The sequence below is a fragment of the Halomonas sp. HL-93 genome, assembly GCF_900086985.1.
GTDB lineage: Bacteria > Pseudomonadota > Gammaproteobacteria > Pseudomonadales > Halomonadaceae > Vreelandella.
Genome location: NZ_LT593974.1, coordinates 653390 through 673857, shown reverse-complemented (window position 1 = coordinate 673857; position 20468 = coordinate 653390). Strand labels below are relative to the sequence as shown.

The 20468-nt window shown below is 57.3% G+C and carries 18 protein-coding genes; 11 read left to right on the top strand and 7 right to left on the bottom strand.

The genetic code is table 11. From position 1 onward, the window contains the following. Window positions 1-198 precede the first annotated feature (198 nt). Window positions 199-1914, top strand: coding sequence for a methyl-accepting chemotaxis protein (locus GA0071314_RS03020; protein ID WP_074395258.1), 1716 nt, complete (start codon window positions 199-201; stop codon window positions 1912-1914). A 104-nt stretch (window positions 1915-2018) separates the two neighbouring features. Further along, window positions 2019-4175, top strand: coding sequence for a putative bifunctional diguanylate cyclase/phosphodiesterase (locus GA0071314_RS03015; RefSeq protein ID WP_074395257.1), 2157 nt, complete (start codon window positions 2019-2021; stop codon window positions 4173-4175). A 16-nt stretch (window positions 4176-4191) separates the two neighbouring features. On the opposite strand, the gene GA0071314_RS03010 is transcribed toward GA0071314_RS03015, so the two are convergent. Beyond that, window positions 4192-5826, bottom strand: coding sequence for an NAD+ synthase (locus GA0071314_RS03010; protein ID WP_074395256.1), 1635 nt, complete (start codon window positions 5824-5826; stop codon window positions 4192-4194). A 120-nt stretch (window positions 5827-5946) separates the two neighbouring features. Between GA0071314_RS03010 and GA0071314_RS03005 the strand changes: the two genes are divergently transcribed. Further along, the gene (locus GA0071314_RS03005) at window positions 5947-6231 is read left to right on the top strand and encodes a PP0621 family protein (protein WP_074395255.1); all 285 of its coding nucleotides are present in this window, start codon (window positions 5947-5949) and stop codon (window positions 6229-6231) included. 6 nt (window positions 6232-6237) lie between these two features. Here GA0071314_RS03005 and thiO read toward each other — a convergent pair whose 3' ends face one another. Continuing rightward, complete coding sequence (gene thiO, locus GA0071314_RS03000) at window positions 6238-7332, bottom strand: glycine oxidase ThiO (protein WP_074395254.1); 1095 nt, start codon at window positions 7330-7332, stop codon at window positions 6238-6240. 127 nt (window positions 7333-7459) lie between these two features. Here thiO and GA0071314_RS02995 point away from each other — a divergent pair, with 127 nt between their 5' ends. Further along, window positions 7460-8008 carry a GspH/FimT family pseudopilin gene (locus GA0071314_RS02995; RefSeq protein ID WP_074395253.1) on the top strand — a complete coding sequence of 183 codons (549 nt, stop codon included), beginning with the start codon at window positions 7460-7462 and terminating at the stop codon, window positions 8006-8008. Window positions 8009-8034: 26 nt separating this feature from the next. Here GA0071314_RS02995 and trxB read toward each other — a convergent pair whose 3' ends face one another. Next, on the bottom strand, window positions 8035-8988 hold the full coding sequence (gene trxB / locus GA0071314_RS02990; protein ID WP_074395252.1) for a thioredoxin-disulfide reductase: 954 nt from the start codon (window positions 8986-8988) through the stop codon (window positions 8035-8037). 265 nt (window positions 8989-9253) lie between these two features. Between trxB and acnA the strand changes: the two genes are divergently transcribed. Next, the gene (gene acnA / locus GA0071314_RS02985) at window positions 9254-11986 is read left to right on the top strand and encodes an aconitate hydratase AcnA (protein ID WP_074395251.1); all 2733 of its coding nucleotides are present in this window, start codon (window positions 9254-9256) and stop codon (window positions 11984-11986) included. Between the two features lie 71 nt (window positions 11987-12057). Here the strand turns inward: acnA and GA0071314_RS02980 are convergent, their stop codons facing one another. Both GA0071314_RS02980 and GA0071314_RS02975 read right to left on the bottom strand, forming a co-directional pair. Continuing rightward, window positions 12058-13737 carry an NAD-dependent malic enzyme gene (locus tag GA0071314_RS02980; protein ID WP_074395250.1) on the bottom strand — a complete coding sequence of 560 codons (1680 nt, stop codon included), beginning with the start codon at window positions 13735-13737 and terminating at the stop codon, window positions 12058-12060. Between the two features lie 179 nt (window positions 13738-13916). Next, the gene (locus tag GA0071314_RS02975; RefSeq protein WP_074395249.1) at window positions 13917-15128 is read right to left on the bottom strand and encodes a YeeE/YedE family protein; all 1212 of its coding nucleotides are present in this window, start codon (window positions 15126-15128) and stop codon (window positions 13917-13919) included. 251 nt (window positions 15129-15379) lie between these two features. Between GA0071314_RS02975 and GA0071314_RS02970 the strand changes: the two genes are divergently transcribed. Beyond that, on the top strand, window positions 15380-16324 hold the full coding sequence (locus GA0071314_RS02970; RefSeq protein WP_074395248.1) for a co-chaperone YbbN: 945 nt from the start codon (window positions 15380-15382) through the stop codon (window positions 16322-16324). A 4-nt stretch (window positions 16325-16328) separates the two neighbouring features. Here the strand turns inward: GA0071314_RS02970 and GA0071314_RS02965 are convergent, their stop codons facing one another. Further along, window positions 16329-17492 (bottom strand): MalY/PatB family protein, encoded by a 1164-nt coding sequence (locus tag GA0071314_RS02965; protein WP_074395247.1) that lies wholly within the window; start codon window positions 17490-17492, stop codon window positions 16329-16331. Between the two features lie 39 nt (window positions 17493-17531). Between GA0071314_RS02965 and GA0071314_RS02960 the strand changes: the two genes are divergently transcribed. From GA0071314_RS02960 to GA0071314_RS02940, 5 genes are all read left to right on the top strand, one after another. After that, on the top strand, window positions 17532-17963 hold the full coding sequence (locus GA0071314_RS02960; RefSeq protein ID WP_074395246.1) for a hypothetical protein: 432 nt from the start codon (window positions 17532-17534) through the stop codon (window positions 17961-17963). Window positions 17964-18072: 109 nt separating this feature from the next. Beyond that, the gene (locus tag GA0071314_RS02955) at window positions 18073-18480 is read left to right on the top strand and encodes an acyl-CoA thioesterase (RefSeq protein WP_074395245.1); all 408 of its coding nucleotides are present in this window, start codon (window positions 18073-18075) and stop codon (window positions 18478-18480) included. 39 nt (window positions 18481-18519) lie between these two features. Beyond that, window positions 18520-18813 (top strand): hypothetical protein, encoded by a 294-nt coding sequence (locus tag GA0071314_RS02950; RefSeq protein WP_066316720.1) that lies wholly within the window; start codon window positions 18520-18522, stop codon window positions 18811-18813. Window positions 18814-18849: 36 nt separating this feature from the next. Next, window positions 18850-19371, top strand: coding sequence for a DUF501 domain-containing protein (locus GA0071314_RS02945; protein ID WP_074395244.1), 522 nt, complete (start codon window positions 18850-18852; stop codon window positions 19369-19371). A gap of 11 nt (window positions 19372-19382) precedes the next feature. Next, complete coding sequence (locus tag GA0071314_RS02940; protein ID WP_074395243.1) at window positions 19383-19925, top strand: TIGR00730 family Rossman fold protein; 543 nt, start codon at window positions 19383-19385, stop codon at window positions 19923-19925. 18 nt (window positions 19926-19943) lie between these two features. Here the strand turns inward: GA0071314_RS02940 and GA0071314_RS02935 are convergent, their stop codons facing one another. After that, a complete protein-coding gene (locus tag GA0071314_RS02935) occupies window positions 19944-20444 on the bottom strand; it encodes a hypothetical protein (RefSeq protein ID WP_074395242.1) in 501 nt (166 codons plus the stop codon). Window positions 20445-20468: the final 24 nt, after the last annotated feature.

Sequence of the window (20468 nt, the reverse complement as noted above, 5' to 3'; positions counted from 1 at the left end):
AAAAGAAGATTTTTCTTCAAGCCACGCCCGAGCGTGGCTTTTTTATTTTATATCAGATTCTTACGGGATATTCATGCTTGTTTATGAATAATCGCACGCCCCTTGAACCAAAATAAAGTTGTACAAAAACTATACCGATGATTAGAATCCTAATATCGACATAATAAAGCACCTGAACGGTGCCTAAGGAGAAATATAATGTTCTTGTCTAGCGCACGGTTCTCGGGAACCAAGATAAGTACGCGCCTTACCCTTGGCTTTTCGGCACTGCTCGCCCTTCTGGTGATATTGACGGGCATCGGTATCTATCAGGTCAACCAAATCGATCGTGGCCTTACCACCATCAACGATGTTAACGGCGAAAAACAGCGCCACGCGATTGACTGGCGCGGCAGCGTCCACGATCGAGCCATTGCGTTACGCGACATCGTGATGACAGGCGAAGGCGACATTACCCCTCTCCAAGACACCATGCAGCAATTGCAGGATAACTACGCAAGCGCCTCAGAAGGTATGCAGACGGTTATTGCGGATAATGCAGACAATAGTCAAAGCCAAAACGTTAACGACGAACAATCAATACTCAGCCGTATTGAAGAGCAAGCAGATTCGACTCGAGCGCTCACCGACGAGGTATTAAGCGCCCATGCACAAGGAAATTATCAATCGGCTCAAGAGTTACTGCTGGCTGAAGCCGGGCCTGCCTATGCTGAGTGGCTTAACCGCATTAACCAGTTTATCGATCTTCAAGAACAGCAAAACAACGCGGTGACAGCTGCCGCGCGAGACACAGCTTCCGGCTTCCAAATACAGATGCTTGGTTTAACCCTTTTCGCCTTAGTCGTTGGCGGGATCATTGCCGTGTTCCTTACTCGTCAACTCCTGCGTGAGCTCGGCGCTGAGCCCCATGAAGTCAAGGCTTTCGCGGAAGCCATCGGCCGTGGCGAACTGGACAGCCAAGGACGCTTAAAGAAGGGTGATAAGCGCAGCATCATGGCGTCTCAGGTGGAAATGGCACGCCAGCTACAAGGTATCGTTGCCGAGGTACGCGCGTCAGCCGAGGCCGTCGCCAGCAATAGTGAGCAAATTGCCGAAGGTAACAACGACCTATCGTCGCGTACCGAACAACAGGCCAGCGCACTGGCGGAAACCGCCTCGGCAATGGAACAGCTAAACAGCACGGTCAAGCTCAACGCCGACAATTCCGAACAGGCCAGCCAGGAAGCCTCCAGCGCATCCACTACCGCCACACAAGGGGGCGAAGCGGTTCACCAGGTGGTCGCCACTATGAACGATCTCAACAAAAGCTCTCAGGAAATTGCTGGCATCATCTCGACCATCGACTCCATCGCCTTCCAGACCAATATTTTGGCGCTGAATGCTTCGGTGGAAGCCGCACGCGCTGGGGAGCATGGCCGTGGCTTCGCTGTGGTAGCCGAAGAAGTCCGCAAACTTGCCCAACGCAGCGCCGATGCCGCACGCGAAATCAACAACCTGATTTCCAGCAACCTGGAGCGTGTCAATCATGGTAACGAGCGCGCTGCTGAGGCTAGTAAATCAACCGAAGAGATTGTGGCAGCTATCAGCCGAGTCACCGACATCATGAAAGAAATCAGCTATGCCAGCGCTGAGCAAAGCAAGGGGGTTCAAGAAGTTGGCAAAGCAGTCACCGAGATGGATCAAGTTACCCAACAAAATGCCGGTTTGGTGCAGGAAAGCGCTCGCTCGGCCAATAACCTGCGCGACAATGCACATAAGCTAATCAATTCAATGGCGGTCTTCAAACTGCCCAGCAGCGGCCGTGAACATGCCCTCACCTTGGCAGGCTTATCTGCCACCACCTCTAGCTCCCTCACAAAACCTCGACCTGCCACAACACAACAGCAGCCAGAACCCGAGTGGGAAAGCTTCTAAGCACACAACGCTACTCTTCATTGCCACATGATAAGCGCTCACCAAAAGGAAGGCTCCCGAGTGGAAGGGAGCCACTACTTTAGCCCCTCTGTATTGAGGCGATTATGAAGCCCACCCAAAGCCTACTCATGGTTTTTCTGTTGCCTGTTCTAATGATCATTGTCCCTGCGCTAATACTCGGCGCCTTCGCGCTAACCATTGCCAGGGAAAAAGCACTCGACAGTTACCGCATACAGTCAGCCGACCTTGCGACGCTAGTTGAAATGGCCAATTTTGAGCGCCGCCTCGGCAACCTACATGAAAGCCTGACCCAAGCGCTTAATGAGTCAAAAAACAACCACCCCAGCAAATTGGATCGCTACAGCGAATACAGTTATATCGACCTACAGCTGGACGAAATGGGCGAGCGTATTGAACATTTAGCCGGATCCGGCCTGATTGACGATTTACATGCCGACAACGCTGAAACGTTGCTCTTATCCTTCCAGGAATACCGGCGCTTTATTGACATGGCAAACGAGGCGGCAACGTTGAACCAGAACAACGTCGGTGACTTCATGCAAGAAGCGGAGGCCAACTTCAACCGGTTCATCATATTTACCCAGCGCACCTTTGAAGCGCTCACCGAACGAGCTAACGAGCGCCATCAACAAACCTTTCAAGCCTTAAGCCGGTCCATCGGCACCTTGGTATGGTTTGGACTGGGATTAGTATGCGTCCTCATCGGCGGCGCCGCCTTTGCATCTTGGCGTATCAATCGACGGCTAATGATAATCGGCGATGCCATCCTCGACTTATCCACCTCCCACCAGACTATTCCTGACTTTGACGATATCCAGCGCATAAGCCAGCGCCATAGTGGTCCTTTAAAACATATTGCCACCGCTCTGCTTTCGTTTCGGAAAACCGAACAAAAGCGCCGCGAGGCCGAGCGTAAGGTACATCGACTAGCTTACTACGATACGCTGACCCAGTTGCCCAACTGGCGCCTGATGAAAGAACACCTACAGCTTTCCATTGACACCAATCAGCAAACCGATACGTTTGGCGCTCTCGTATACTTAGATATAGACAACTTCAAACGCATCAACGACAGCTGCGGCCACCGAGCGGGTGATTGCCTGCTTCAGGAACTCTCCGAGCGGCTATCAGCCCTTAACATCGACGGCGCAACGTTAGGTCGCGTGGGCGGGGATGAGTTTGTGATGATTGTCGATGGCTTGCCAGCAGACCTGCTAAAAGCGGCCGAGAAAACCGAACGGCTGACTGAACAACTACAACACTCCCTCGGCCAACCTTACCAATGGGGACAAAAGGAACATTATCTTAGCGCCAGCATCGGCATTGCGTTGTTCGGGGACTCTGAACATAACGTTGACAACCTATTTCAATACGCCAGCGCCGCCGCCAACCTTGCCAAGCAGTCAGCCCCCAACGGCCTCCGGTTTTACGACCCGGCGGTGCAGGCTGAACTTGAAGCCAAAACCGAGTTAGAGCGTGACCTGCGCCTGGCCATCGAGCGACAGGAGTTTGTACTGGTTTACCAAACACAGGTAGACAGCAAAGGACGGGCGATTGGCGCGGAAGCATTGATTCGCTGGCAGCATCCTCAACAAGGCTTTATCTCGCCAGGTACGTTTATCCCCTTGGCGGAAGAAACTGGGCTAATCGTACCGATTGGCCAGTGGGTACTTGAAGCGGCCTGCGCGCAGCTGGTTGCCTGGGCCAACGACACCAGCACTGACCATCTTGTACTGGCAGTAAACGTCAGCGCCAAACAGTTCCAACAACCCGATTTTGTCGACACCGTCCGCGGCGCTTTGGCCAATAGCGGAGCTTCGGCGCAACGATTGAAGCTGGAGCTGACCGAAAGCACCGTGATCGGCAGCGTAGACGACACCATTGCTCGCATGCATCAACTCAAGGCCCTTGGCATCAGTTTCGCGATGGATGATTTTGGCACCGGCTACTCGTCACTGCAGTACCTGAAGCGGCTTCCTCTAGATCAAATCAAAATTGATCAGTCCTTTGTGCGCGATCTTCATCAAAACCCAGATGATATGGCCATTGTGCAGACCATTATTGCCATGGGGCGGGCGCTGGGGTTAAACGTAATAGCGGAGGGAGTCGAAACCCTCGAACACTGGCGTTATCTCAATGATCACCAGTGCCACGCTTACCAGGGCTATTATTTCTGCAAACCGTTATCCGCAGTCGAGATGGTAAAGCGTAGCCTGACGCCGCCACCGATGCTGACCTAGGCCTCGCAGTGCCCGGCTATTCGCCGGGCTGCCAGCCGTTAACAATTGGATAGCGACGGTCGCGACCAAAGCCGCGTGGCGTGACCCGCACACCTACGGGTGCCTGACGGCGTTTGTATTCGCAGCGGTCAACAAGCTTAACCACCTGATAAACATCCTCACGGGCAAAGCCTGCGGCAATGATCGCCTCGGCACTCATATCGCCTTCGATATAGCGCGCCAGGATGGCGTCAAGTACATCATAGTCAGGCAATGAGTCGCTATCCTGCTGATCGGGTGCCAGCTCGGCGCTGGGCGGACGCTCAATCACGCGCTCTGGAATAGCCGCTGATTGCGTATTACGCCAGCGGGCCAGTCGGTACACCCAGGTTTTATAAACGTCCTTGATGGCGTTGTAGCCGCCCACCATATCGCCGTACAGCGTGGCATAGCCCACCGCCATTTCGCTTTTATTGCCCGTGGTTAACACCATTAGGCCTTTTTTATTGGAGATTGCCATCAGCAGCACGCCACGGCAGCGGGACTGCAAATTTTCTTCGGTAGTATCGCGCTCAGTACCCGCAAAGCTTTCCGAAAGCGTGCCCATAAACGCCTCCACCATCGGCTCAATGGGCATGATGTCGTAATGCACGCCCAATAATTTGGCCTGCTCGGCGGCGTCCTGTTTGGAGATATCGGCGGTGTAGTGATAGGGCATCATCACCGCCTGAACGCGCTGCGGCCCCAGCGCGTCCACGGCAATCGCCAATGACAGGGCCGAATCAATGCCGCCGGAAAGCCCCAGCACGACACCGTCAAAGCCGCTTTTGTTGACGTAATCACGTACACCGGTGACCAAGGCGCAATAGAGGCTCTCCTCGGGCTCAACCTCGGGTTCGATTTCCCCGGCTTGAGGCTCCCAGGTGGCGGCGCTGGTTTGCAGTAACTGCACCGGCATCAAGCCGACCTGCCAATAAGGCGCCAATACCTGTAATTGCCCCTGGGCATTAACGCAGCATGAGCCGCCGTCAAACACCAGTTCATCCTGGCCGCCAATGGTATTGACGTAAAAGATCGGCCGCTCGACATCCTGAGCGCGCTGCTCGAGCAAGCGCAGACGCTCGCTGGGCTTGTCCTGATGATAGGGCGAGGCATTCAGGCTGATCAGCACTTCGGCACCCGCCGCGGTCGCCGCTTGCACCGGTGCGCCTTCCCATAAGTCCTCACAAATTAACAGGCCCAGCTTAGCGCCCTTGTGCTCATACACCAGCGGTTCGGTGCCCGGCGCGAAATAACGCTGCTCGTCGAATACTTGATAATTGGGTAGCGCCTGCTTGGCGTACTCGGCCTCCCACTGGCCGTTATACAGCACACCGGCCAGGTTGTAGCATTGTCCTTCACGCATGCCGGGATAGCCGATGATCACCAAGACGTCCCGTACCATTTTCTCGGCCATAGTGGCGCGTGCTTCACGCAGGCGCGTTTCCATGGAAGGGCGCAGCAGCAGATCTTCCGGTGGATAGCCCGATAAAAACAACTCAGGAAATACCACAATGTCAGCACCGTGCTCGATGCGCGCTTCGCGCACGGCTTCAATAGCGCGCGCGGCATTGCCGGGAATATCCCCGACCAAGGGGTCGAGTTGGGCCATGACCAGGGTTAAATCTTGCATGGGCGATAAAATCTCTTGAGAATCTTTTAGAATAGATGCACACCATCAACCCGCATTGTCCCGCAAGGGCCGCTCGCAGGCAAAGGCTGCGCTTGCATATTGCATGGGGGCGACAACAGGATGAACCTTTTGATTATTCGGCTACTCATTTTCGCGGTATTGCTTTATGCAGGGCTCAAGCTTTACGGCATGTACCGACAGCGGCAACGTGACCGCCTGACTCAAGAACGCCAAGAGCAACAACAAAACGGCGGCCATATGGTGCGCTGTCGCTGGTGCGAGGTGCACCTACCGGAAGACGAAGCGCTACGCGATGCGGAGCAGTGGTTTTGCTCCAGCGCACATCGCGATCGTTTCCTTCAGGAACAAAAACAAGACCCGCGCGACAATGATAAGGATGCCTAGCCTAATCTAGCCGAGCCGCTCCGGCGTCATTTGATAAGGTGTCGGGTCGATCAACGGCGGGCGCCCAAGCAACTGATCCACCAGCAGATGGGTTGACGCCGGTGCAAGTACCAACCCATTACGGTAATGGCCCGCGTTTACCGATATATTCTGCCAGCCGGGCAGCTCGCCGATGAACGGCACACCATCCGGTGAGCCTGGTCTCAAGCCCGCCCAGTGGTACGCCACCGGATAGTTGGCAAGCGCTGGCACAATATCCTCCGCGCTTTGCCGTAGTGACGCCAAGGCCTCTTGATCGGTGGTTTTGTTGAAGCCGCACTCCTCAAGCGTCGACCCCACTAGTAACACACCATCGGCCCTAGGAATCACGTAACGGCCTGCCTTGAGCACTACCCGCCGCACCAAGTCAGGCGGCGTTTGATAGGCAATCATCTGACCTTTTACCGGCCGCACCGGCAGCGAAACATTCAGCGTTTCAAGTAACGTCCCCGCCCACGCCCCACCACAAATAATCGTATGCCCCGCGGTGATCGTCCGCTGGGGAGTGTGTACGCCCTGAATGTGCTCGCCATGGCGGATAAACCCATTCACCTCACATTGCTCATGCAGTGTCACCTGAGGCATCGCGGACAGCCTGGCGCGCAACGCTTTGCCGAGGCGAGGATTACGCACACTCCCAAGCGTCGGCATCCAAAGCGCTCCATCGGCGGGTGGCAGGGAACGCTCTTTAGCGCGCACCATATCGGCGCTCACTCGCTCAAGCGGCTTGCCCATTTGCCGCGCCCAGGTAAGCGCCGCCTCTGGGTCATCCACGCTTAAGTACAAAAGCCCTTTTTGACGGTACTCAGGGTCAATACCTGTCTCTTCCAACAAACGTAGCGACAAGCTGGGGTAAGCGCCTTCCGACCAGCGCGATAGCTGAGAAATCGGCGGGGCATAGCGCCACGGATACAGTGGCGAAACGATGCCGCCCCCCGCCCATGAAGCCTCTTGGCCACAGTTTCCACGCTCGACCAGACTGACTCGCTGCCCGGCGTCGGCTAGCTGGAGCGCGGTCATCATACCGATAACACCGCCCCCCACAATTAAGAAATCGCTCACACGTTTTGTCCACTATGGCTTACATCAAAAAATATCAGCAGCGCCTAGGATAAAGACACTCAAACGCATGCCAAGCACGCAATGAGCATAACGGTGGGAGCGAAGGGGTCAAGCGCAAGGAGGCAAGATGCATCAGTCAACACGCTGCGTGAGCGGCGCTAAGGCACAGGGATTTACTCTTTTAGAACTATTGGTCACGCTACTCATCATGGGGATCATCGCTGCCTGGGGCATACCCAGCTTTCAGGCGCTGGGCGAGCGTAGCGCACGCACCGGGGAAGCCAGCCGTCTGCAAACAGCTTTGGGTTTCGCTCGACAAACGGCAATTAGCCAGCGCCACCCCATCACGCTTTGCCCAATCCACGGTCCACAAGATACCACGCGCTGCGGCGACCAATGGAACCAGACGCTGATGGTGATTCGTGGGGATCAAACGGAGGGTATCTCATCGGCCGACGTGCTACGCAGCTTCCCAGCCACTGAACGCGTCGACGTTAACTACAGCAGGGGATGGCGGCGGATACGCTACGATGCGCTAGGCCACACCAGCGGCTTCAACGGGCGTTTCACTCTCTGCCCACCAAGCGATACGTCTCGCGCTAAGGGCAGCACCTTGGTGCTCAGCCAGCTTGGGCGCTGGCGGATGGCTAACGCACCCGCCGAATGCCCACACTAAGCTGAGAAGCTGATTGGCATTGCCGCTCAGCCCGCGATGCCGTCCAGATAACGTTCAGCATCCAACGCAGCCATACACCCACTTCCCGCGGAGGTAATCGCCTGGCGATAGATATGATCCATCACATCGCCGCAGGCAAAGACGCCGGGCACGCTGGTCGCCGTAGCGTTACCTTCCAAGCCGGACTTCACCTTGATATAGCCGCCGTTCATATCCAACTGGCCGTCAAAGATCCCGGTGTTGGGGCTGTGGCCGATGGCAATAAACAAACCCGGCGCATGGATATCTTTAACCGAGCCGTCCTTGGTTGATTTGACCCGCACGCCGGTCACGCCGGTGTTGTCACCCAGCACTTCCTCTACCTGCTGGAACCATTCCAGCGCGATCTTGCCTGCCTCAACTTTTTCAAACAGCTTATCTTGCAGAATTTTCTCGGCCCGCAGCGTGTCGCGGCGATGCACCAGGGTTACTTTGGAAGCAATATTCGACAGGTAAAGCGCTTCTTCGACCGCCGTATTGCCACCGCCGACGACCACAACCTCTTGATTACGGTAGAAGAACCCATCGCAGGTCGCACAGGCCGACACCCCCTGGCCCATAAACTGCTGTTCGCTAGGCAAACCGAGATAGCGAGCGCTGGCGCCGGTGGCAACGATCAAGGCGTCACAGGTATATACACCATTGTCGCCTTTCAAGGTAAAGGGTTTATCGCCTACGCTAACCTCGTGAATATGGTCAAAAAGCACTTCGGTATTGAAACGCTCGGCGTGCTGTTTCATGCGCTCCATAAGCTCGGCCCCCTGCACGCCTTGCGCATCACCGGGCCAGTTATCCACGTCGGTGGTGGTGGTTAACTGCCCACCCGCTTGCATCCCGGTAATCAGTAAGGGCTTCAAATTGGCCCGCGCCGCATAGACAGCTGCCGTGTAGCCCGCCGGGCCAGATCCCAGGATGATTAAGCGCTCGTGACGTGTTTGCATGACACCACCTTGTAAAGAGTCGGCTGATAATTTTGCACAGAGTCTGCCTGAAATGGCGTCAAGTACAAGAGATTGCAAGGCCAACTTGGCGCAAAAAGACGGGCCTAACTTGAAACCCCGCCCTCACATACCCATCTCTCGTAATAGTTGGAGGTCATGATGTTCGGGTGTAGCGACTCAGATGAGCCATACTAATATTAGCTATACGAAAAAAAGACCGTGACCGGCGCGCAACGCGCAATGCCAAGCAATAGAGGAGAATCGCATGAGCAAGCTTCCCGATACGGAAAGGACCTTAACGGTTGGCAACACACAGTACCACTACTTCAGCCTGCCCGACGCTGCCCAGACCCTCGGCACCATCGACCGGCTACCCAAGACGCTCAAAATTCTGCTCGAAAACCAGTTACGTTTTGCCGACGATGAAAGCGTTTCACAGGATGACATGCAAGCGCTGGTCGACTGGCAAAAAGAAGGCAAATCAAGCCGTGAGATTGGCTACCGCCCTGCCCGCGTACTGATGCAGGATTTCACTGGCGTACCCGGCGTGGTCGATCTTGCCTCCATGCGCGCCGCCGTTGAAAAACTCGGCGAAGACCCCGCCAAGATCAACCCGCTGTCGCCGGTGGACCTGGTCATCGACCACTCGGTGATGGTCGACAAATTCGGCAATGCCGCCGCGTTCCAGGAAAACGTCGACATTGAAATGCAGCGCAACCGGGAACGCTACGAGTTCCTGCGTTGGGGGCAGCAGGCCTTCGATAATTTCCGCGTCGTGCCGCCCGGCACCGGCATTTGTCACCAGGTCAACCTGGAGTACCTGGGTAAAGCCGTGTGGACCAAGGAAGAAGACGGCCGCACCCTCGCCTATCCGGACACCCTGGTGGGCACCGACTCCCACACCACCATGATCAACGGCCTGGGCGTCCTCGGCTGGGGCGTTGGCGGTATCGAGGCCGAAGCGGCGATGCTCGGCCAGCCGGTCTCGATGCTGATTCCCGAGGTCATCGGCTTCAAGCTGACCGGCAAGCTGCGCGAAGGCATCACGGCCACCGACCTGGTACTGACCGTCACTGAAATGCTGCGCAAGAAAGGCGTGGTCGGCAAGTTTGTCGAGTTCTACGGCGACGGCCTGAAGGACCTGCCGCTGGCCGACCGCGCGACCATCGCCAACATGGCCCCCGAATACGGCGCCACCTGCGGCTTCTTCCCGGTTGATGACGAAACACTTACCTACATGCGCCTGACCGGCCGGGACGACGAGCAAATCGACCTCGTCGAGGCGTATTCGAAGACTCAGGGCCTGTGGCGCGAGCCGGGCGACGAGCCAGTCTTCACCGACATGCTGCACCTCGACATGACCGAGGTGGAAGCCAGCCTCGCAGGGCCCAAACGTCCCCAGGATCGTGTTGCCCTCAAGGATATGGCCGCTGCCTTTGATAAGTTCCTGCAGGAAGATACCAAAGCGGACCCGACCGCCAAGGGAAAACTGTCTTCTGAAGGCGGCCAAACCGCTGTGGGGATTGCGCGCAGCTTTAAACATGACACCAGTCAGGCCGTGAAGCTTGATGACCACGACTTCAGTCTCGACCCAGGTGCGGTGGTGATTGCGGCTATCACCTCGTGCACCAACACGTCTAACCCCAGCGTGATGATGGCGGCCGGCCTGCTCGCCCGTAAAGCACGCGAAAAAGGCCTCACCACCAAGCCTTGGGTAAAAACCTCCCTTGCCCCGGGTTCCAAGGTGGTCACCGATTACCTGGAGGCCGCCGAGTTGAACGACGACCTGGACGCCTTGGGCTTCAACCTCGTCGGTTATGGCTGCACCACCTGTATCGGCAACTCCGGTCCGCTCCCCGATGAGATCGAAAAGGCCATCTCCGACGGCGACATGGCCGTCGCCTCGGTGCTGTCGGGTAACCGTAACTTTGAAGGGCGCGTGCATCCGCTGGTGAAGACCAACTGGCTGGCCTCGCCCCCGCTGGTGGTGGCCTACGCCCTGGCCGGCAATGTTCAGTGCGACCTGAGCAACGACCCGCTCGGTGAGGACGACAACGGCAACCCGGTCTACCTCAAGGATATCTGGCCAAGCCAAGCGGAAATTGCCACGGCCGTTGAGCAGGTCAATACCGCGATGTTCCACAAGGAGTACGGTGCCGTCTTTGAAGGCGACGATATCTGGAAGGCCATCAAGGTGCCGGAAAGCAAGGTTTACCAGTGGCCCGAATCGACCTACATCCAGCATCCGCCATTTTTTGAAGGCATGGGCCGCAAGCCGGACGCCATTGAGGATGTGCACAACGCCCGCGTGCTCGCCATGCTGGGCGACTCGGTAACCACCGACCACATTTCACCGGCCGGTGCCATCAAACCCGATAGCCCCGCTGGACGTTACCTTCAAGAGCACGGCGTTAAACCGGTCGACTTCAACTCCTACGGCTCGCGCCGTGGTAACCACGAAGTGATGATGCGCGGCACCTTTGCCAACGTGCGGATCAAAAACGAAATGCTCGACGGCGTGGTCGGCGGCGAAACCCGCCACGTCCCCAGCGGCGAGCAAATGGCCATCTATGACGCGGCAATGAAATATAAAGAGGAAGACAAGCCGCTGGTGGTGATCGCCGGTAAAGAGTACGGCACCGGCTCCTCGCGGGACTGGGCCGCCAAGGGCACGCGCCTGCTCGGCGTGCGCGCGGTAATCGCCGAGTCCTTCGAGCGCATCCACCGTTCCAATCTGATCGGCATGGGGGTGGTGCCGTTGCAGTTCCCCGAAGGTGAGAGCCGTAAGACACTGGGACTCACGGGTGATGAAGAGGTATCCATTGCCGGGCTGAGCGATTTAACGCCGGGCGGCAACGTCAAAGTGACCATAAAAAATGCCGATGGCGAAAGAACCGTTGATGCCAAGTGCCGAATTGACACGGTAAATGAACTGGCGTACTTCCGTCATGGTGGTATCCTTCATTACGTGCTGCGTAATATGATTGGCGCAGCCTAATCGGGAAACCGACCAATGCTTGCTAGCCCCCACTTGGTGGGGGCTTTTTTTTGCGCGGACGGTCGGCGTTACTAAAAGGCACGACGCCGGTAGACACGGTAATCTGGAGCCCAGCAAGCGCGCTCGATAGCATCGCGCAACTCAGTACCACCGGTTTTGAGGGCCACACCATTCTGTTGCGCCTGAGCCGCCACTTCAAAGGCAATCGACTTGCTAATATCGCGGATACGCGATAGCGGCGGCAGCAATGCGCCCTTGCCTTCTTTTACCAGCGGAGCTTCCCGAGCCAGCGCCCGCGAGGCACTCATCAGCATTTCATCGGTCACCCGGGTTGCTTTAGCCGCCACCACGCCCAAGCCAATACCTGGGAAGATATAGGCGTTATTACACTGCGCGATGGGATAGGTGCGGCCGTTGAACACCACAGGTGCAAACGGGCTGCCGGTTGCCACTAATGCCTGACCTTCCGTCCAGCGGATGACATCTTCCGGTACCGCTTCCGCCTGAGACGTCGGGTTGGAAAGCGGCATAATCACCGGGTGCTCACAACTCGCGTGCATGGTGCGCACCACCTGCTCGGTGAAAATCCCCCGCTGGCCGCACACCCCAATCAATACCGTCGGACTGATTTGCGCGATGGTCTCCTCGAGCCCTTGTCCGTTCCAGTTGGCTACCAAGGCAGCATCGTGGGCCAAGCGGCGTTGAAAATCGCGTTGCCAGGGCTGGTCGGTAGTCATCAAGCCCTCGCGATCCACCATATAAATGCGCGCGCGGGCTTCGCTTTCGGTCAAGCCTTCGGCCTGCATCGCCACCACGACCTGCTCGGCAATGCCGCAACCGGCAGACCCGCCACCCACAAACACCACCCGCTGATCGGCAATCGTTTGCTCGCGGGCCTGACACGCAGCCATGAGCGTACCGACAACCACCGAGGCGGTCCCCTGTACATCGTCGTTAAAACAGCACAGCTGGTCGCGGTACTGCTCTAAAAGCGGCATTGCGTTGGCCTGAGCAAAATCCTCAAACTGCAGCAATACATTGGGCCAGCGACGCTTGACCGCAGCGATAAACGTCGCCATGAACTCATTGTATTCGTCCTGGCTGACCCGTTCATGCCGCCAACCCATATACATAGGGTCATCCAACAAAGCCTTATTGTTAGTACCCACATCAAGCATGATGGGCAGCGTGTACGCTGGGCTAATGCCGCCGCAGGCCGTATATAACGCTAGTTTGCCGATGGGAATACCCATTCCGCCGATGCCTTGGTCACCCAGGCCCAGAATCCGCTCGCCGTCGGTCACCACGATCACCTTGACGTTATCCTTGGTGGCACTGCGCAGAATGTCATCCATGTGCTCGCGGTCGGGGTAGCTGATAAACAGCCCGCGGTGGTTGCGATAGATATTGGAAAATTCCTGACACGCCTTGCCCACCGTAGGCGTGTAGATAATCGGCAGCATTTCTTCTAGATGCTGCGACACAAGGCGGAAATACAGCGTTTCGTTATCATCCTGAATGGCGCGCAGGTGAATGTGGCGCTCCAAGTCACTATGACACTGCTGGTACTGGCGATAGGCGCGTTCGAGTTGGTCCTCGATGGTCTCGACCTTTTGGGGCAATAGGCCGATCAAGTTGAACGCTAGCCGCTCCTGCTGAGTAAACGCACTGCCTTTATTCAATAGCGGCATTTCAAGAAGGGAAGGACCGGCATAAGGAAGGTATAAGGGGCGTTTGCTCGCGGTGGTCATAAGCACTCTCTTTTTTCGCAAATTTCTATTGCAATGCAGCAACATAGCGCGTCTGCAGTCATTGGGCGTAATGTAACATGCTCGTTCGACAAAGGTAGCAAACAGGCGTTTTAAAGCGACAAAAACGCCCCAACCGAAGTTGAGGCGCAAAGAGTAAAATGACCTAAAAGCGAGGTTAATTAGCAGGTTTTAGCAGTAGGCTGCTTAGCCGCCTCACCGGTAAAAAATAACGGACGTAGTTTAACGCCCACTATGTTGCCCGCAAACGCCGCAACTAGCCACACCCAACCGTGGAGGCTGCCCGAGGCGATCCCACTGAAATACGCGCCAATATTGCAGCCAAACGCTAACCGCGCGCCATAACCAAGTAATAGGCCGCCAATAATTGCCGCCAGCACCGAGCGCAGCGGGATCTTGAAGTTTGGCGCAAACCGCCCTGCCAGGCTGGCAGCCGCTAACGCTCCTAGCATGATGCCCACATTCATCACCGTGGTCACATCGCCCCACACGCTGGATGCCAGAGCCGCCTCGTTGCCTGCAGACTGCCAATAGCCCCACTGGGAAACATCGCCGCCGACCAATTCGAAGCCTTTAGCGCCCCACAGCGCAAATGCCGAGGTAATACCCCAAGGTCGACCTGCCAGCGCCAAGGTGGCAAAGTTCAACACCGCCAGCGCTACCGCCCCGGCTACCAGCGGCCACGGACCGGTTAACCAGCGTTGATACCCGTGCTTCTCAACCAACGGCGCTTTTTCCAACTTGCCATGACGGCCTTTTTCCATCACCACAGTAAACGCTGCAATCGCCGCAAATAGCACCAAGCTGATGGCGATACCACCACCGGCGCCCGCCACATTCACCAGAGACACTGGCTGGAAGGCAGGCAGACTTTGCCACCAGGCAAAGTGCGCGGTACCAATTACCGACCCGACAATGAAAAACACCAGGGTAATGACCATGCGCGCATTCCCGCCCCCAGCTGTAAACAAGGTGCCCGAGGCGCAGCCGCCGCCTAACTGCATGCCCACGCCGAACAGAAACGCGCCAACCAGCACTGAGATACCAATTGGCGACACAAACCCAGCCACCTCTCGGCCGAATAGCGTGCCGGCGCCAAGCGCCGGGAAAAACAATATGACGGCCAGCGCCAGCATGATCATTTGTGCTCGAAGGCCACGCCCACGCCGCTCTTTAATGAAGACACGCCAGGCGGAGGTAAAGCCAAACGCGGCGTGATAAAGCACCATGCCAAACAGCCCACCGACGATCATTAACAGGCCGGTATTGGCTTCAAATACCACGCCGATGACCAGCGCACCCAGTACAATTGCCGCCGCCACAATGAGTGGCACGCGATTGCTAGCGGACGGGGTTACAGTCGTTGTAGACATACACTCACCTTCAGCAACACCAAAAACGCCTGTCGGGGCAACAGGCGCTTTTGGACGATATGGACAACAGCGGTAAGCCTACCGCTGGCAAAAGATAGCGTGAAATGCTTTATTCATCGCCTTTTATATCATTATGGCATATATAAGAAACTTACGGCGCGGCATGACCGCTTTTTTAGCCAGTCCACCTTGAATCCTCGCGCGTTCGGCTGCATATCAATAGCTAAATTTCCTCATTCATGAGCACGTTTATGTCGTCCATTATTGATCCTCGCACCGGTGAAGCATTAACCACCCCTGATGCTGGTAACGACGGGCAAGCGAACGCTGACCGGCCACCGGTTCGCCCCGAAGAGGTCATCATTGACCTTAATGCGGGCAATATCCAGCAAGTTCTTGAAGCCTCAATGAAAGTCCCGGTATTGATGGATTGCTGGACACCAGACTCCGAGCCGTGCAGGCAGCTCATGGCGGTATTGGAAACGCTGGTGGTCGAGTACGGTGGGGCGTTCTTGCTCGCCAAACTGGATACTCAGGCCAACCCGGAAATCGCCAGTCAGCTGGGAGTGCAATCGGTTCCTGACGTCAAACTGATCAGCCAGGGCGGCTTGGTAGACGGCTTCCAAGGCGCGCTGCCTGAAAAACAGATCCGTGAGTGGCTAAACCGCTATTTCCCTGCTCCCGAAGACGCACCCCCCAGCCCCGAAGAACAGGCCGAAGCGGCACTCAACGCTGGCGACCCAGCCGGGGCACGGGAAATTTATCAAACGCTGATCAGCCAATACCCGGACCACTACCCCTATCAGGTCAGCCTCGCCCGTGCGCTGGTCGCCGAAGGGCGCCGCGACGAAGCCCGCAGCCTGCTGGATAACCTGCCGCCGGAAGAACGCGATGCAGCCCCCGCTCGCGGCGTTCGGGCCAGCATCGAGTTTGGCGAACAAGCACTTTCCGGCGAAGAAATTGCCGCGTTTGGCGATCGCACTGATAGCGAAGCACAATACCAGCGCGCCCTACGCCAAGTAGCAGATGGCCACTACGAAGCCGGACTCGATGCCCTGCTTGCGCTGATGAAGCAGGACCGTGCCTATAACGACGATGCCGCGCGCAAGACGTTGTTGCAGGCATTCGACGCGCTGGGCGCCGACCACCCGCTCACCGTCGCCTATCGCCGCAAGCTATTCGCCCTGCTTTACTAATTGCTCAGCGAGCCAGTAACGCATCCATCCGGGCTAGCGCCGCCTCCAACTGCGGGGCGGTAGTGCCAAAATTGAGCCGCACAAATCCAGGATGACCGAAGGCCGCGCCGTCTGACAGAGCAACGCCCGCCTGTTCAAGCAGCGCCGCCTGCGGCGATTCACCAAGGCTGGCTTGGCGCATATCCAACCACGCTAGGTAGGTCGACGACGGCGGGCTCATGTCGACCCCAGGCCAAGTAGCGACATGTGCCTTAAGCGTTGCTCGATGCTCTCGCAGCACCTGCAACAATGCTTGACGCCATGGCTCGCCATCGCGGTAGGCGGCCTCCGCTGCCACCAACCCAAGCACGTTGCCATCGGGCAGCAGGCCTTTGGTCGCCTGGGCGAAACGCTTACGCAGGCTCGGGTCGGGGACCACCGCGCAGGCAGTGGTAAGGCCCGCCAGATTAAACGTCTTCGATGGCGCCCAGAGGGTAATGGTGCGCTTGACCAACTCAGGGAAAGCCGCCACCAGCGGCTGGTGACGCGCCCCTTCGTCAAGCAGCAAATCGCAATGCAGCTCATCCGACACGACCCATAGATCGTGACGCTCGACAAACGCAGCAAGCGCGGCCAACTCACCATGCGACCACACGCGGCCGGTGGGGTTATGCGGGTGACACCAGAGTAGCAAACGGGTTTGCGGGGTGACGGCGGCCTCCAGCGCACCGATATCCAGCCGCCAGCTATCGTCTGAGCTGATCGGTGTGGCCAATGCCGCCTGCTGGGGCAACCGGCCGGTGCGCTCGGCCACGGCCAGAAACGGCGGATAGATCGGCGTGACGGTTAGTACGCCGTCCCCTGGTGCGGTCAGCGCCAAGGACGCCAGATGCAACGCCGGCACCACGCCCGGCAGCCACTGCTGCCACTCAGCCTGGATCGGCCACTGGTAGTGGTTAGCGCTCCACTGGCATAGGGTTTCTGTTAACGTGGCAGGCACTTCACCGTAGCCGTAAACGCCGTGCGCCACCCTAGCGTGCAGGGCGTCAATCACCGCAGGCGGCGATCGAAAGTCCATATCTGCGACCCACAAGGGCAGCACGTCGTCACCATAGCGGTGCCATTTTTGCGATGCCCAACCCTCAGCGGGGTGGCGTCGCTCAATGGGCGTGGCAAAATCAAATGCCATTATTGCTCTCACTTATCTAATACGGGGGTGCTATAGAGCATGCCGCAAGATGACTTTTATACCAAGGTGCGCGAGGGATGTCCGGCGCTGTTGCGCCAATGGCGAGCGCTCGGACAGGCCGATGCCGACGGCCTCGCGCTGATTCTTGCCGAGACGGCGCGGGTCGCTAAAATCGGCGAACCCAGCGAGACGCCCACCGGGGCCACACTGGATGCCTGGAGCCAGGCCAAGAACGTCGATATCCCGCTCTGGGCACCACGCACGGCCGTGTTCTTGCTAAACCAGATGCCGGCCAAGCCGCTACCAGACAGCGACTCTGAAGCCTGCGCCTGGGCCTACTGCTGGCTGCGCAACCGCCATTTTGACCACTTGGAAGATGCCCAACGGGCGTTGCCCGCGCATTTGCAGGCACCCCTGAAAAGCGCGCTGGCAGCTGCCTGGCGTGACCAGCAAGGGCTTCGTTTAGTGTAATGCGCACCGCCTAGACTTGACCAAGCGCTTGCTTGGGGTAATCCTTGAGCGCTTAACCAACCTTCTGGTTTATCCCCTACGCTGCTAATAAAATTAAAGGATGGCGCCAATGTTTACCCGTATCATCGAACCGGCGTTTTATGACACCGATGCCCTTGGCCATATCAATAACACCCGTCTTCCCGCCTGGTTTGAGCTAGCTCGCAACGACCTGTTCAGGTTATTCACCCCCGACCTGAACCCTAAAGCGTGGCGGCTGATCATGGCGCGGATGGAGGTCGACTACCGTGCTGAACTGTTTTACGGTCACGATATCGAATTACGTACGTACCTGACGCGCCTGGGCAACAGCTCATTTACCGTCACCCAGGAGGCGCGCCAGCACGGCAAGTTAACCAATGTTGGGCATACGATCCTGGTGCAATACGATCATCATGCCAAATGCACCGTGCCCATTGAAGGCGATTTGCGGGAAGCGCTCGAAGCCCATCTGCAAGAAGCGCCCGCCCCCGCCTGAACCGCTACGCCCCGGCAACGGGGCGGCCAGGAGTGCCCCATGGCGATCCGCTACAATCTATGGCTAGACCCGGACAACACTGCCCAACACCGCGCCGTTGAGGCGGACCTTGAGCGCTATTTTATGGAGCGCTTTGCAGACTATCCGCATATCCGCTTGTTCGGTGCCGACCCCTACGATTATGATGCGCCGTTCAACCGACTTTACGATGTGCTAATGGCGCGAGCGGCTGAATACTGTGAACGTACCTGGCATTATGTCGCGTCTCCGGAACAGCTCAACCGCTGCTTTTTTCGCGCCGTTGGCCGCTCCACCAAGTTTGTTCGGGAATAATCCTGCACAACAATACTGCCAGTAAGAGACCCGCCCATGGTGATTCGCACCGATCATGCCCCAGACGAGCGCCAACTGGCGATTATTACCCAACAGCTTGGCCGCCCACCAAAAGGCATTGAGGCCGTGGCCGCCGTGGATAGCAACAACACGCCGCTGGTGCTGCGTATGGCACCGATTGTCGAAGGCAAACCTTTCCCGACGCTTTACTGGCTATGCTCCGATGTACTTAAAGTCGAGATTTCGCGCATCGAAGCCGTGGGCGTCATCAAGTCACTGGAACAGCAGTTACAGGACGAGCCTGACTTCCTGGCCGCCTACCAGCAAAGCCACCGTGACTATGTTGAGACGCGCTGGGCGTTGATGAGTGAGGCACAGCGCGCCGAGGTCGCTGAGCGCGGTTACACGGACGTACTCACCAAGCGCGGCATCGGCGGCATTAGCAACTGGCATCAGGTACGTTGTTTACACACCCAGTACGCGCACCACCTGTGCGGCAATAATGTCATTGGCCAATGGCTGGATACCCACCATCACGTCAACACCTGCCTAGCTTAAAAGGAAGTGAGATGTCTCGAATTTGCGTTTACCTTGGCTCGCGGGAAGGTAACAGCCCCGCCTTCCGTCATGCCGCCCAAACACTTGGACAAACCCTTGCGGCTCGCGGACACACGCTGGTTTACGGGGGCGCCCGGGTTGGTTTGATGGGCGTGCTAGCCAATGCGGCACTGGAGGCGGGCGGCGAAGTTATCGGCGTCATGCCGGACCATCTGGTAGAGCGCGAGCAGGCCCATTTTGGCCTCAGCGAGTTAATCCGCGTACCCAACATGCACGAACGCAAGGCCACCATGGCCGCTAACGCCGATGGTTTCATCGCCTTGCCCGGCGGCATTGGCACCTTTGAAGAACTGTTCGAGACGTGGACCTGGGGCTATCTGGGCTTACATGAAAAACCGCTGGGGCTGCTCAATATTGAGGGTTTCTATACGCCGCTACTGACATTTTTGAATAGCACCGTCGAGCAAGGGTTCATGGCACAAGCAACCCGTGACATGCTACTTGATGCCGAGACCCCCGACGCGCTGCTTGAGGCGCTAGAAGCACAAGGATAGAGGGGCGCGGCGAGCCATCTACTGGCAAAGCTGGCGGGTTCGCTGGTAGGTCAACTGCAGTAGCCGCGCATCCTCACCGGCGCGGTGGCGGTGAATACCGCGCTCGGCAATGACGGCTTCCTTGGTATCGCTCCACAGCGCCTGCTGGTCTTCGCTAAGCAAGATTCTCAACGCTTCCAGACGAAAACCCGGCAGCATCCCCGCGTGATGAAACAGCAGCGAAAGCCAGGTGTTGTCGTACCCCCAGCTATCGCTATACGCCTTACCCTCGCCACTTAGCTCGTCGTTAAGCCAGCGCGCCACTTGGCGCACCGGATAGCCTTCACGCATTAAGCGCTCGCGCGCAATGCCGTGTAGCAACTCAGCCTTGGGGTCCCAGTGCGTCCACTCTTCAAGCGGTTGAATCAGAAACGCGCAGCTGGTGCCGTCGGCACGGGCAATTCCCACCTCAATCGGGTAGCTACCGCGCCCGAAACCGGACGCTTCAATATCCAACACGGTAGGTAGCGTCTCGGACACGGACGGCCTCACTTGCGAAAAAGG

Bases quoted from the DNA above. Each gene is read 5' to 3' on its own strand.
- GA0071314_RS02970 (WP_074395248.1), top strand. From the start codon at position 15,380: ATGTCGTCCATTATTGATCCTCGCACCGGTGAAGCATTAACCACCCCT.
- GA0071314_RS02940 (WP_074395243.1), top strand. From the start codon at position 19,383: ATGTCTCGAATTTGCGTTTACCTTGGCTCGCGGGAAGGTAACAGCCCC.
- GA0071314_RS02945 (WP_074395244.1), top strand. From the start codon at position 18,850: ATGGTGATTCGCACCGATCATGCCCCAGACGAGCGCCAACTGGCGATT.
- GA0071314_RS03010 (WP_074395256.1), bottom strand. From the start codon at position 5,826: ATGCAAGATTTAACCCTGGTCATGGCCCAACTCGACCCCTTGGTCGGG.
- trxB (WP_074395252.1), bottom strand. From the start codon at position 8,988: ATGCAAACACGTCACGAGCGCTTAATCATCCTGGGATCTGGCCCGGCG.
- GA0071314_RS02950 (WP_066316720.1), top strand. From the start codon at position 18,520: ATGGCGATCCGCTACAATCTATGGCTAGACCCGGACAACACTGCCCAA.
- GA0071314_RS03015 (WP_074395257.1), top strand. From the start codon at position 2,019: ATGAAGCCCACCCAAAGCCTACTCATGGTTTTTCTGTTGCCTGTTCTA.
- GA0071314_RS02955 (WP_074395245.1), top strand. From the start codon at position 18,073: ATGTTTACCCGTATCATCGAACCGGCGTTTTATGACACCGATGCCCTT.
- GA0071314_RS02975 (WP_074395249.1), bottom strand. From the start codon at position 15,128: ATGTCTACAACGACTGTAACCCCGTCCGCTAGCAATCGCGTGCCACTC.
- GA0071314_RS03020 (WP_074395258.1), top strand. From the start codon at position 199: ATGTTCTTGTCTAGCGCACGGTTCTCGGGAACCAAGATAAGTACGCGC.
- GA0071314_RS02965 (WP_074395247.1), bottom strand. From the start codon at position 17,492: ATGGCATTTGATTTTGCCACGCCCATTGAGCGACGCCACCCCGCTGAG.
- GA0071314_RS03005 (WP_074395255.1), top strand. From the start codon at position 5,947: ATGAACCTTTTGATTATTCGGCTACTCATTTTCGCGGTATTGCTTTAT.
- GA0071314_RS02980 (WP_074395250.1), bottom strand. From the start codon at position 13,737: ATGACCACCGCGAGCAAACGCCCCTTATACCTTCCTTATGCCGGTCCT.
- GA0071314_RS02960 (WP_074395246.1), top strand. From the start codon at position 17,532: ATGCCGCAAGATGACTTTTATACCAAGGTGCGCGAGGGATGTCCGGCG.
- acnA (WP_074395251.1), top strand. From the start codon at position 9,254: ATGAGCAAGCTTCCCGATACGGAAAGGACCTTAACGGTTGGCAACACA.
- GA0071314_RS02995 (WP_074395253.1), top strand. From the start codon at position 7,460: ATGCATCAGTCAACACGCTGCGTGAGCGGCGCTAAGGCACAGGGATTT.